This is a genomic window from Silvibacterium bohemicum (assembly GCF_001006305.1).
Lineage (GTDB): Bacteria > Acidobacteriota > Terriglobia > Terriglobales > Acidobacteriaceae > Silvibacterium > Silvibacterium bohemicum.
On sequence record NZ_LBHJ01000003.1, the window covers coordinates 902731 to 915894 of the forward strand.

9 protein-coding genes are annotated in these 13164 nt (G+C 60.3%); 3 read left to right on the forward strand and 6 right to left on the reverse strand.

The annotated features are described in order from the left end of the window. Nucleotides 1–143: 143 nt before the first annotated feature. The 4 genes from XX99_RS09370 to XX99_RS09385 form a co-directional block, all read right to left on the reverse strand. Entirely contained in the window at nt 144–869 is a 726-nt protein-coding gene (locus XX99_RS09370) for a response regulator transcription factor (protein ID WP_050059082.1), read from the reverse strand. Beyond that, on the reverse strand, nt 866–1780 hold the full coding sequence (locus XX99_RS09375) for a sensor histidine kinase (RefSeq protein ID WP_231581215.1): 915 nt from the start codon (nt 1778–1780) through the stop codon (nt 866–868). Before XX99_RS09375 ends, XX99_RS09370 begins: the two co-directional genes overlap by 4 nt. A gap of 193 nt (nt 1781–1973) precedes the next feature. Beyond that, nucleotides 1974–2906, reverse strand: coding sequence for an acyl-CoA desaturase (locus XX99_RS09380; protein WP_082125409.1), 933 nt, complete (start codon nt 2904–2906; stop codon nt 1974–1976). 157 nt (nt 2907–3063) lie between these two features. Continuing rightward, nucleotides 3064–3831: a VOC family protein gene (locus XX99_RS09385; protein WP_050059084.1), complete on the reverse strand. Its 768-nt coding sequence runs from the start codon at nt 3829–3831 to the stop codon at nt 3064–3066. A 233-nt stretch (nt 3832–4064) separates the two neighbouring features. On the opposite strand from XX99_RS09385, the gene XX99_RS09390 reads away from it, so the two are divergent. Further along, the gene (locus tag XX99_RS09390) at nt 4065–6962 is read left to right on the forward strand and encodes a bifunctional YncE family protein/alkaline phosphatase family protein (protein WP_231581216.1); all 2898 of its coding nucleotides are present in this window, start codon (nt 4065–4067) and stop codon (nt 6960–6962) included. A gap of 160 nt (nt 6963–7122) precedes the next feature. Here XX99_RS09390 and XX99_RS09395 read toward each other — a convergent pair whose 3' ends face one another. Beyond that, nucleotides 7123–8142 (reverse strand): GGDEF domain-containing protein, encoded by a 1020-nt coding sequence (locus XX99_RS09395; RefSeq protein ID WP_184084781.1) that lies wholly within the window; start codon nt 8140–8142, stop codon nt 7123–7125. Nucleotides 8143–8990: 848 nt separating this feature from the next. Here XX99_RS09395 and XX99_RS09405 point away from each other — a divergent pair. Next, nucleotides 8991–9218, forward strand: a complete 228-nt coding sequence (locus XX99_RS09405; RefSeq protein ID WP_050059088.1) for a hypothetical protein — start codon at nt 8991–8993, stop codon at nt 9216–9218. An 89-nt stretch (nt 9219–9307) separates the two neighbouring features. Here the strand turns inward: XX99_RS09405 and XX99_RS09410 are convergent, their stop codons facing one another. After that, complete coding sequence (locus tag XX99_RS09410) at nt 9308–11101, reverse strand: S1 RNA-binding domain-containing protein (RefSeq protein WP_082125465.1); 1794 nt, start codon at nt 11099–11101, stop codon at nt 9308–9310. A 388-nt stretch (nt 11102–11489) separates the two neighbouring features. Here XX99_RS09410 and XX99_RS09415 point away from each other — a divergent pair, with 388 nt between their 5' ends. Then, on the forward strand, nt 11490–13088 hold the full coding sequence (locus XX99_RS09415) for an ArnT family glycosyltransferase (protein ID WP_050059089.1): 1599 nt from the start codon (nt 11490–11492) through the stop codon (nt 13086–13088). Nucleotides 13089–13164 lie beyond the last annotated feature (76 nt).

Below are 13164 nucleotides of genomic sequence, written 5' to 3' on the forward strand. Positions count from 1 at the left end.
TGCTTTGTTATTGATATGAGATCTTCGGTCAGCGTCCAAAGACACCAGGTGCTCCACATCTCGCGTCTGAGATGTGGATACACATTCGCCGTTACAACTACGGATCAGGCGCCGAAGGCGCAATTGCCTGGACGGCCAGTCCCTCAGGCTCCGTCAGCAAAAAAACGATACCCAATCCCGCGCACCGTCTGCAGATAACGCGGCTGAGAAGGCTCATCTTCGATGTAACGCCGCAGGCGCACGATGAAGTTGTCGATGGCGCGCGTGTCGGTGTCGTCGCGCAGCCGCCACACCTGCTCCAGCAGCTCTTTCCGGGAGATAGTGCGGCCCTGGTTGCGTACCAGGTAGCGCAGCAGATCGGCTTCCATCAGTGTCAGCCGGATCATGCGGCCGCCTGCCGTCAGTTCCAGACCTTCGAAATCAATGGTGCGCCCCGAGAATGTGAACCTGGAGAGCTCTTCCGGCGGCGCGGGGCTCTCTTCTGGAGGACGATGCCACTTCATCCGCCGTAGCAGGCCCTTCAATCGAGCCAAAAGTATCGACAGATCGAAGGGCTTGGGCAGATAGTCGTCCGCGCCCGCCTCGAATCCCTTCAAAACATCTTCAGGACGCCCTCGCGCCGTCAGCATCAGCACCGGCACGAAGCTTTTGCGCGCCCGCAGCTCGGCGACCACGTCGAAGCCGCTGATCCCGGGCAGCATCACGTCGAGCAACACCGCGTCGAATGTCTCCCGCGCCAGCCTCGCCAGCGCCGCCTCGCCATCGCCATCGATGGCGACCTCGTAGCCCTCCGCCTGCAGGTTGAAGAGCAAGCCCTGCGCCAGGTGCGCTTCGTCTTCGACGATCAAAATGCGATTCGCTTCGGTCACGATGCCTCCTGGTCCCGCGGCGTCAGCAGGCGAGGCAGCTGCACGCTAAACGTCGCGCCCTTACCCTCGCCGGGACTGGCTGCGAAGGCATCGCCGCCATGCTGGCGCGCGATCGTGCGCACCAGGAATAGTCCCAGCCCCGTGCCCTTGGTCTTGAGTACGCTGCGTGTCGGCACGCGATAGAAGCGTTTGAATATCCTTTTCAGATGCGCGGGAGGAATGCCGATGCCGGAATCGCTGACGCTCAGCATCACCCAGGCATCGCCCTGGACGCGCAGCGTGACCCGGATATTCATCTCGTTCGGTGAGTACTTCACCGCATTGTTCAACAGGTTCAGCACCACCGTCTGCAGCTCTTCGGGACTGCCGCGCACGATAGCCGGCGTCTCAGGCTCGATGGATTCGAAGACGATGCCCGGCGCTTTTTGATCGGCGCCTGCCAGGTGACTTCTGGAACGGGTCATCTCCACGCACTGCTCCGCCAGCTGCCGCATGTCGACGGGAATCCGCACTTGCTTGCGGGAGCTCTGTCCAACTTCGCCGGCCTTCAAAACCTGCTCGACGGTGGCCAGTAGCCGGTCACTGTCCTCGCGCATGATCTTGTAAAACTCGAGCCGCTTGTCCTGCGGCAGCTCGCGACGCTCCAGCGTCTCGAGATAAAGCTGGATGGAGGCGATTGGCGTCTTCAGCTCATGGGTGACGGCGTTGAGGAAGGCGTCGTGCCGTTCGTTTCGCCGCACCTCGCGCACCAGAAAGATAGTGTTCAAAGCCACGCCGGCGATGAGCAGCGCGAAGAAGGGAATTCCCACCACCAGCGGCACCAGCCGCCGCCAGTTCAGGATGATCCATCCGACATTTAAGGTGACCGCCACCCCGACCAGGCAACTGCCCAGCACGATGAACAGCACCATGTTTCGTCTTCGTCCGCTGACTCTCATTGACGCTTTCAGCCGCCGTTTTTTATCGCAGGGAAATGTTCGCCGCAAAGAAAACGCCCGCACCGAAAGTGTACCGGGGCGGGCGATCCAATTATGAGAAGCCGCAAAACAGCACTAGGAGTGGTGTTTTTTCTAAACCCTACCCCCTGATCCCTAAACCCTGCTTTTACGCTACTCCTGCGGGCTTGGGATCATGCGGGTCATATTGCGCCAGCTTCAGATCTTTGGCCAATCCGAGCTTTTTGAGCAGAAGGATGCCGAGATAGTTCTGGTCGAGCTCGTACCACGCCAGGCCATGACGAACCGAAACCGGATGCGCGTGGTGATTGTTGTGCCATCCCTCGCCGCCGGTCAGCATGGCTACCCACCAACTGTTGCGCGAGTCGTCTTTGGTCTCGAAGCGGCGCGATCCCCACATGTGCGTCGCCGAATTGACCAGCCAGGTGGCGTGCAGGCCGAGAGTCACGCGCAGGAAGATGCCCCACATCACGCAGGACCATCCGCCAATCGCCAGCAGGCCCAGGCCGACAACCACCATCGGCACCCAGTGATACTTGCTCAGCCAAACGTGGAACTTGTCGCGAGCCAGGTCCGGTGCGTAGCGGGTGAGCATGGCCGTCTCGGCGTGCATGGAGACGCCGCAGATGATCCAGCCCATGTGAGCCCACCAGCCGCCTTCTTTCGGAGTGTGCGGGTCGCCCTCATGATCGGAGAGCTGATGGTGGACGCGATGCGTGGCCACCCAGAAGATCGGTCCGCCTTCGAGCGACAGCGTCGCGCCGATGGTCATGAAATACTCCAGCCACTTGGGAACCTTGTAGCCGCGATGCGTCAGCAGCCGGTGATAGCACATGCCGATGCCGACGTTCGAAGCATAGATCCACAACACCACGGTGCAGATCAAGGCCTTCCACGAGAACATGAACAGCGCTGCTACCGCGCCGATATGAAAGAGCACCATGAAGACGGTAGTGATGACGCTGATCCGTCCACTTTGCGCCTGCCGCCCCAATGCGAACTGCGCCTTGGTTTCCGCAGCCGTCCGTTTCGGAGCTGGGGTGGTGGCTGTGGAGGATTCTTCGAGCAAATCGATTGGCATGAGGTGAGACTTCTCCCGTACGGTGAATACCTGAAATGACCGTATCAGTGAAGCGCCGTCCCCATGTGTAAGACTTTTGTAATGGCAATGGAATCAAAAGCATTCCGCCGTCGATGTAACCCGGAAGTGCTACCGTTTCCAGCAGATACGGCTTCGATCAGCGCTGCGGCGCCACCAGTGCGAACAACGCTCCCTGCGGATCCAATGCCTGTACGATCCAGAGTCCGCCCGGCACCTGATGAGGACCGTTCGTAACCTGGCCGCCGGCATCCTTGATGCGCTCGATAGCCGCGTCGATGGCGTCGACATTGAAGTAGTAGAGCCAGAAAGGCGCCGGACTCTGCGGCATCTTCGTCATCACGCCGCCCACCGGATTACCGCCCGTCGAAAAGATTTGATAGCTTCCCATCGGCCCCATGTCGATCGTTTCCGTCTTGCCCCACCCAAACAGCCCCGAATAAAACTCCCAGGCGGTGTCCAGATCGCCGGCATGCAGCTCATGCCAGCCGATACGTCCGGGTGCGTTTCCCGCTTCTGCCGGAGGGTCTCCAGCGTTGGCCGCGAACAGCGCAAAAGTGGCCCCGTGGGGATCGGCCACGATGGCAAACCGCCCCACTCCATTCGGAATGTCTTCCGGAGCGCGAAGAACCTTCCCGCCCGCTCCCGTGACTTTCGCCGCGTAGGCATCCACATTGTCGACGCCGAGATAGCCCATCCATGCTGGCGACGCACCTGCAGCGTCGGGAGGAATCGGCATCAGCCCGGCAATCATCGTCGCGCCCATGGTGAAGAGGTGGTAGGGACGCTCGACCATCCCCGAGTCCATCGAGCCCCATCCGGCAACCTTGCCGTAGAAGGTCGCCGCCGCCTTGATATCGCTGGTCATCAGGTCGTACCAGACGAATTTGTTTACCTTGTCGGACATTGCAGATCTCCTCTGTGAGGCGGGGTAAGGGAAGGACGAAGGACAAGCTCGCCCCCCAACGTTCAGCAAAGACACGCTAGTGCAGTCCGTCATGAGAGCGCAAGATTAAAAAGGCCAGCTGTCTGTGAAAAAACAATGTTGGCGGCGCGAGGGCCGTTGCACGCGCTGCCGGCGAACATCGAGTGCACCCAGTGCGATGCACCTTCATCGTTTGTTAACCTCTTCCGCAGACCATGAATCGTATGCACTCCCACCCCGCCCGGCTTTTGCTCCGTTTGTTGCCGCCGCGCCTGGCCGCTTGCCTCGCAATTGCTGTCCTTTCTCTTTCGCTTTCTGCCCAGAACGCCGGCCAGGCCATCAATCTGCCCACCAGCAAACAGATTGTGCAGCCGGTTCCCGGATCGCCGGCGCGGCTGAACAGCCTGCCGATGGGCACAGCCTGGTCGCCCGACGGGCGTTATCTGGCGCTGGTCAATGCGGGATACGGAACACCGGACTCCGACTACTCGCAGTCCATCGCCATCCTCGACACGACCACCGGCAAGCTGGCGGACTTTCCCGATCAGCGCACCCTCGTCGGCGCGTCGCAGACCATGTACTCCGGCGTAGCCTTTTCGCTCGACGGCTCGCACGTCTACGTCAGCTTCGACTCTCTCTCCGCGCCCGAGGGAGGCACGCCAACGCAGACCGGCAACGCCATTGCCGTTTACAGCCTCACCGATGGCGCGCTGAAGCCCGGCCGTCTGATTCCCGTCCCGCTTCAGCATCTCGCTGCAGGCCGCACCCAGAATGAAGTCGGCAAACCATTACCCGACGGGGTCGCCAACCCGCTGCCTACCGGCCTCGCCGTCTTCAAGGGCGATGACGGGCAGGAGAAGCTGCTGGTCGCGGACGAATTCTCCGACGATGTTCTGCTGGTCGACCCCGCATCCGGCAAGGTGCTCACCCGCTTCGACCTGGCCAGCCATCCTGTCGTGCCATCGTCCTACCCCATTGCTATCGCCGTAACCAGAGACGGACACCGCGCCTTTGTCGCTCTGTGGAATGAGTCTGCCGTTGCCGAGCTCGATCTGCGCGCAGGGAAGATTACAGGTAAAGTGGCGCTGCTGCCTGCGTCGTCGGAGATCCTGCCCAGCTCGCATCCCTGCGCCATGGCCTTCAGCCCGGACGAGAAGACGCTGTACGTGGCACTGGCCAATCGCGATGCCATCGCCGCGGTCAGCCTTGGCGGAAAAAACATGCGGCTGGTGCGCTTGTATGATTCGCGGCTGCCCGGCCAGCGCTATTTCGGAGCCATGCCGGACGCAGTCGCTGTCTCCTCTGACGGGCAGACGCTCTACGCGGCCAACTCCGGTTCGGACGCCATCGCTGTCTTCCGCACCAAACCGGCCAGCCAGGTTGGTGCTCCGGAGCAGGCTGTGGGCTTCATCCCCACCGAGTGGTATCCCTCGGCGATGACCGTAAAGGGCGACAAGCTCTATGTAGCCACTGGCAAAGGACAGGGAACTGGCCCGAACGTCGCTCCCCAACCGGAACCGGCCCATCCCGTAGCCAACCAGCCGGCGCGCACGCAGCGGCCGCACACCTACATCGCGACCCTGCTGCATGGATCGCTCGCCACCATCGACCGCAACGAAGCGCAGAAAGATCTACCCGAGCTGACCCGGCAGGTGATGGCCAGCAACCTGATGCAGGCGGCGCAGACGCACATCCCCTTTGCCGAGTCGTCCAGCAATCCGTCGGGAAGTAATCCGATTCACCATGTGATCTACATCATCAAGGAGAATCGCACCTACGATCAGATCTTCGGCGACCTCGAGGCGGGCAGTCACAAGGTCGGCGACGGCGATTCCTCACTCACCATGTATGGCGCGGCCGTCACTCCGAACCTGCACAAGCTGGCGCTGCAGTTCGGCGTCCTCGACAATTTCTACGACTCGGGCGAGGTCTCCGGCGACGGGCATGTCTGGTCGACCGCCGGCATCACCAGCGATTACACCGAGCGCGACTGGCAGCAGTCCTACCGCGGCCGCGAGCGCACTTATGACTTCGAAGGCGTGGTGCAGAACGGCTACCCGATCCAGGAGAAGATTCCCGATATAAACGAGCCGGCCAGCGGATATCTCTGGACCGATCTCGCCAAAAACGGCAAGACCCTTTACCACTTCGGAGAATTTGTCTCCACCAAGTTCTGCGACGACTCAGGCGAGGCACCGAAAGAGAAATCTCCTCTCGAGGGCACACCCGAGCCCACCCACTTCTGCCCCACCGCCTACATCAAGCCGGGCGAGGATGTTCCGGCAAACTACGGCGGAGGTAAGAGCCCTTATCCCTGGAACATTCCGCTCATCTATCGCAATGTCGCGACCAAGCCTGAGCTCGAAGGCAACTTCGATCCGCAGTATCCAGACTTCAATCTCAGCTTTCCCGATCAGCTTCGCGTCAACGAATTCCTGACTCACTTCAACAGTTGGGTCGAGGAACGCAAAGCGGGGCACGACAATATGCCGGCCTTCGTCATGCTGCGCTTGCCCAACGACCACACCGCCGGAACCCGTCCCGGCTCGCCAACTCCGCGCGCCTCGGTCGCGGACAACGACCTCGCCGTAGGCCGCGCGGTCGAAGCCATCGCGAACAGCCCCTATTGGGACGACACTGCATTCTTCATCCTTGAAGACGACGCCCAGGACGGCGCGGACCACGTCGACGCTCACCGCTCCATCGCTCTGGTGGTCAGCAAGTATTCTCCACGGGCCGCCGATCCGACCGTCGACCACAACTTCTACACCACGGTCAGCGTGCTGCACACCATGGAAGACCTGCTCGGCATTCCTCCGATGAACAACAACGACGCCTTTGCCCCGCTGATCGCGCCGCTCTTCGCCGGAGAAGGGAATCAGCCCGCCTACACCGCCGACTACACCAATCGCGACAATAAACTGATTTACACCGCGAACGTTGCGAAGGCTGAGGGCGCCAAGGAGTCAAGCAAGATGGACTTCACCCATGAAGACCGGGCCGACCCACGCAAGCTGAACGTCATCCTCTGGAAAGATGCCATGGGATCGAAGCCGGTGCCGGCGATGATTCTGCATCCCCATACACCGCATAAGGACGATGACGATGATTAGGCTTCGATAACAAAGCCAACTATCGCCAAACATTCACTTGTCATCCTGAGCGAGCGCAGCGAGTCGAAGGACCTGCAGTTTGCTCGCAGCGCCACGAATCTTGCGAATCCGCAATCTGTCAGCATCGACGTGATCAGGGCCGGTGCTCTACGAGAATTCTTTAACCCTTCGTAGACCGGTCCTGCACCAGGTGCATAGCAGAGCCGCGCTCCTGCACCGGCTCCGTCTCTGTCGTCGAGAACAGCCGCTCGCAGTTGCGGCCGTCCTGCTTCGCTGCATCCAGCGCGCTTTCCACCTCCCGCAGCACCGTCAGCCGCGAGCGCCCCGTGCTGTGCGAGATTCCGGTGCTGGCGGTCATGGTCAGCAGATCGACACCCGCCCGGAAGGGCCGGCCGAAGATCGCTCGCTTCACCCTGCGAACGAGATCGAAGGCCTGCTCCGAGGTGCATCCGGGCAGCGCGATCAGAAATTCGTCCTCACCATACCGGGCGATGAGATCGTAACTCCGCAGGGAGCGGCGGAGGCGGCGCGCCAACTCTCGCAGAATCTTGTCGCCCACCTCATAGGTGTAATCCCGGTTTACGCGGGAGAAGTGATCGAGATCCAGCAGCACCAGGGCCAGCGGACTCCCTGTACGTTGCGCCCGGTCGGTTTCAGCCGCGAGCATGCGCAGCAGCGACTCCCGGTTCCACAGCCCGGTCAGCTTGTCATGCTTGGCATGAAAGCGTGCCGCCTGCGCCTCGGAATCGAGCTGATTGAGCAGCGCCTGCACCCGCTCGGCCACCGTCAAGCGAATGCGTAAGTCGACCGGGTCCAGCGGCTTCAAGACCAGATCGTCCACACCGGCATCGCGGGCGTCGGAGATCATCGAGAGGTCAACGTCGTCACTCATCAACAGCTTCCAGACCGGACGCTCGAACTCGCGGTGATGAACCCTCGCAGCTACCTCGAGGCCGGAGATGCCGGTTAACGTCATATCCAGAAAAGCGATTCGAGGCGTGTCGCCCTCAGTCAGGATGCGGACCGCCTCCGCGCCGTCGATTACCCGGTCCGGCGCATAGCCCCACTCCCGCAGCTTCCGGTCGACAAACTCCGCCGTCGCGTCATCGGCCGAAGCGATCAGTATCCGCGCGAAGCTCAAGACCGTGGGTTGAGAGGAAGCGGCTCGACGGGACTGCACTCCTTCTCTATCGGAGTGTTCCTGGGGAGACTTAAGAACTCCGGACCAATTTGGGGAAACTGAAGGTTGAATTCGGCCGTTCTGGGCACACAACGTTACCTAAAGACGAAATAGTTTTCACTTTTCGGGAAAAAAGTTGTGCTGAAGTTGACAGAAATCAAACTCTGGAGTCATAGTAGCTAACACCATTGGGGGATCTCCTCGATGGACTGGGCCTCCCCTTTCGCCATTCCCTCAGCTCCGTGTTCTGTCTCGGCTGCTGGCCACATTCGAAGTCCCAACCGGATGTCTGCTGCACCGTGGCTGTTAACTTCAGCCCGGCCGTTTACTTCACCCAGGAGTAATGCCATGCTACCCTCCATCACCACCACTCATGCCATCCCCAACCAGCTTCCAGCAAGTCACTTAGTTTCAACCGGCAAGGTCAGATTCTGCAGCCGTTGCCTGAAAGTTCTGGTGCCCGCTGAAGGCACCGGCAATGGAAAGAAGAAGACCTCCCACCACTGCGAAGGTGGAGCGATCGCTCGCAAGCCGTCAGTGAGCGTCCCTTTTAGCTGAGCGGCTCAAAACTGCTAAGCTCTGATAGCAAGCCATTGTTTTTGACTTATTTCCGCTGGAAACTGAATGTCTTGCGCGAGGAAATCCGCGGCCAGTGACTGAAATCGCGTTGGAGAGAGTGCCGAAATCAGCTACGCTGGGAAGTGATCTCGGCAAGTCGGATGCTGTTTTCTATTGATTTTCGAATAAAATATCCTTAGAATAGTAGAGTTTTGTGACTTCCCGGAGATTCCCTGTATGGGTGATCCCCGGATTTATGTACGTCACCTTATTGCTAAGGATAAAAACAGATGGCAAAGCGTCGTGGCAATCCCAACTGGGGGAAGCCGGAGCCGATCGGTCCGGTTGTTCCTACTGTGACTTCATTTGAGCAAGTGGTGAAGGAATTTAAGCTCACCCCGGATCAGTACGTGCGTTCCACCCGCCTGCGCGAGTGGGCTCGCCGGAATCGGAATTCCAAGTACATTCCCGAAGCGCTCCTCGAGGCGTGGGGTTTCGAGATCGAATCCACCTTGTAGCTTCTCGCGGAATTTATGGATCAAGCGAATGCCGCCCCCGGGCGGCATTCGCATTTCGCGGAAGGGAACCAAACCCCCAGAGAAGGCGTTTAGGCCAGCTCCAGCTCGATCGTCTTTTTGGCAGGATCCAGGTGAACGATCCGGAAGCCGCGAATCTGTCCGGCCCGCGGTGCTTCGACTGCCGCTGGGGCAGGCGCCTTGGTCTTCGGAGTGGAGGACGGCGTTCCCGTCTTCCAGCGCGCATTCAACATCGCGCTCAGTGAAGAGAGATCTGCCGCCGGAGCCGAAACCGGGGTTTCTGTAACCGGTGCTACGGTCAGCCGGCATGTCGCGAAGATGCCCTCGCCCAGTTCGACCCGTGCCCGCTCGCTCTCATCGAGCAGCCGGCCGGTCACCCGGTCGCCTTCCTTGTGCTCGGCCAGATATTCGTCCAGGCCGGTGGGAATCATCTGCTTGACGCTGAGCTTGATCTGCCGCTTGTCGGCGGCAACGCCGATCACCTGAGCCTTCACCACCTGGCCTACGCGGAAGACATCGTGCGGCGTGTTGATGCGCTTGTCCGGATCGATCTCGCTGACGTGGATCATGCCTTCCACACCCTCGGCCAGCTCCACAAAGGCGCCGAACTTCATCATGCTGGTGATCGGGCCCTCGATCTGCAACCCGACAGGGAAGCGCTGTGCCACGTCCGCCCAGGGATCGCCGAGGGCCTGCTTGATGCCCAGCGACATCCGTTTCTCGCCCTCCTGAATGCCCAGGATGACGACTTCTACCGTGTCTCCGGGCTTGACCAGGTCGCTCGGCTTGCGCACCTTCTTGATCCACGACATCTCCGAGACGTGAACCAGGCCTTCGATGCCGGGCTCGAGCTCGACGAAGGCGCCGAAATCCATGGTGCGCGTGACCGTGCCGTGAACCCTGTCGCCGAGGCGGTATTTGTCCTTGATGCCATCCCAGGGATGAGGCAACAACTGTTTCATGCCCAGCGAAATGCGGCGTTTTTCTGAATCGATTTTTAAGACTTTGGCTTCAACCTGCTGGCCCACGGAGAGCACGTCGGAAGGAGCAGTGATACGAGCCCAGGCGATATCGCTGACGTGAAGCAATCCGTCCACGCCGCCGAGATCGATAAATGCGCCGTAATCGGTGAGGCTGCGAACCTCGCCGCTGACCACATCCCCCTCACGAACTTCCGCATAGCGGCGGTCCTTGGCAACGCGCGCTTCCTCTTCAGTGACCGCGCGGCGGTCGACGACCACGTCTTCTTCGGCGGTATCCAGCTTCAGAATCCGGCAGACGATCTCCTGGCCGACCAGCTTCTCCATCTCGGCGGCATCGCGAGCGCCGCTGCGTGAGCCCGGCATGAAGGCGCGAACTCCGATGTCGACGGTGAGGCCGCCTTTCACCACACCGGTCACCGTGCCCACCACTGTCGATTGATCGGCGAAGGCGCGCTCGAGAGCACTCCAGTCGGTAGGCTGGGCAATCTTCATCCGCGAGAGCGTGTAGTAGCCGGTCTCGGGATCGCGGCCCTTGATAGAGACCGGAAACTTGTCGCCCACCTTGAGCGGCTCGCCGGTCGTTCCGGTTAACGGAAGCATGCCTTCGATCTTCAGGCCAATGTCCAGATAGGCCGCCTCGGCCGTGACTGCGACCACTGTGCCTTGAAGCTGTCGCGGACCGTCCTCGGTCGCTTGCTTCTTCCGGCCACCATGCTCGGCTTCATACTGCGCGAAAACCGAGCCGAAACTCTCCGTCTCGCTGTCGTCGTTCGTCGGCTGCGGGGCGATGAACGAGGGTGCGGCGTCGGCTACGGGAGTTGCGGATGCGGGTTCAATCTCAGGGGACGGCGTAATGACTTCAGGAAGGTTCGAATTCGACATGGGAAGATATAGCGATATTGTGGCACAAAAGGATGAGGCTTCGCCTGAAAGCATCGTCCTCGCCGCCTTGAAGCACCCTTACCGCCTTGAAGCATCACCCCCACCCCGGTGCAAACCTGGCCGGGACGCGGCGAGCCGACTGTGTCATCGTATTTGCCCGCGAAATAAAATCGCCTCCGCGGTGTTCTCTATAACGGGGCGATGTGGCTCGGGCTCCGGCGTTTATACAAGATGTTTCGACTGGAGATCGAGATGCGCCGCGTCGCAAACGCGGTGCGCGGCACGCGCTTTCTCTCGACTCCTACTCAAGCAACGCCCGGATCGCTCCGAGTTCCGGAGTCGTCTGGGAAAGGCCAAAAGCGCAGTGCAAAAAAGGAAGGGTTAGACCGTGGTCCTACAAACGAGTGTCTCGAAATTCGCTGACGAGACAACGCGCGAATGGAAGCCAGAGAGCGACAGCCTGGGCGATACGGCGAAATGGGCGCTCGTGTTCGGCTTGCTCACGTTCACGCTGCACGTCGTCATAAATTTGCGTGCGCAGCATATCGGTTACGGCCTCTTCCGGGACGAGCTGTATTACCTCATGTGCGGACGGCATCTCGCGTGGGGATATGTCGATCAGCCTCCCATGGTGGCGTTAGCGGCCCGCTTCACGGAACTCCTCTTCGGATGGCACTCACTCGCGCAGTTTCGGTTTCTGCCCTCTCTGGCCGGAGCCTTGGAGGTGGCGGGAACCGGATTGCTGGTACGCGAAATGGGAGGCCGCCGCGCCGCCCAGATCATCGCCATGATTGGCGTCATGGCCTGTCCTGTCGTACTGGCCATCGACTGCTTCCTTTCAATGAATAGCCTCGAGCCGCTGTTTTGGATGGCGACCGCATATTCGGTACTGCGTGCCGTGCATGGGAAGGGGCAAGCATGGTGGGCAGTCGCCGGAGTGATGGCTGGTCTTGGCCTCGAAAACAAGTGGAACGAAGTATTCTTTCTCATCGCTCTTCTCATATCTCTGGTGCTGACGCCGGCGAGGAAGACGCTGGGCCGGTGGCTCGGAGTCTGCATCGCGCTCATTGTGCTCATCGCGCTTCCTAATCTGTTGTGGCAGGCGCAGCGCGGCTGGCCGACCCTAGTGTGGCTGCATAACGCGTCCACACAAGGGAAAAATATTGTCTACGGGCCGGGCCTGTTCTTATGGAATCAGGTCTTCATCACCGGCCCGCTGTCGACTTTTCTGTGGATCGCAGGCCTGGTCTGGCTGCTCGCCGGCAAGCGTGCCCGCGGGATGCGATGGGTCGGCGTGGCGTATCTCCTATACCTGTTCGGCATGATGGCGATGCACGCGAATGACTACTATCTTGCGCCGGTGTATCCGATGCTCTTTGCTGCGGGCGGCGTCGCGTGGGAGCAGTGGTTGAAACCCGGGCGCATGCGTCGATTCCTCGTTCCGGCATACGCCTCGCTCCTTCTGATCTATGCCGCCTTGGGCATCATGAGCGTGCAGCCTGTACTCACTCCCGCCGAGTATGTTCGCTATATCGAGCCCAGCGGTCTGCGCCCCCGCGAGTTCAACAGTCTGGCTAAGTCCCCTCTACCCGAGCTGATGGCGGACATGACCGGATGGCGGGAGATGGCCGATAAATTGGCCGAAGCTTACTTGTTGCTTCCACCGGCAGATCGGTCGAAGGCTGGAATTCTCGTCGAGAATTATGGTGAAGCCAGCGCAGTGAATATCTACCGCCCGGATGTTCCCGCGGCGATCAGCGGTCACCAGAATTACTGGTACTGGGGCCCGCAAGGGCACGACGGATCGGTGATGGTGGTCTTCGGCGAAAACAAAGCAACGCTCGAACAGCAATTTACAAGCGTGACCGAGGTTGCGCGCACAACCAACCCCTGGGGACAGCCGCACGAGATCGGATCGATCTACGTGTGCCGCAATGCAAAGCTCAATCTCGAGGAGAACTGGCCGGCGATGAAAAAGTGGTTCTAGGCGGGAACCGCCGTTGGATAGATACGATGCTTCTCTGTCTACTTAGAAAGCGCAGTCATCGAAAGGTATCGGCTGC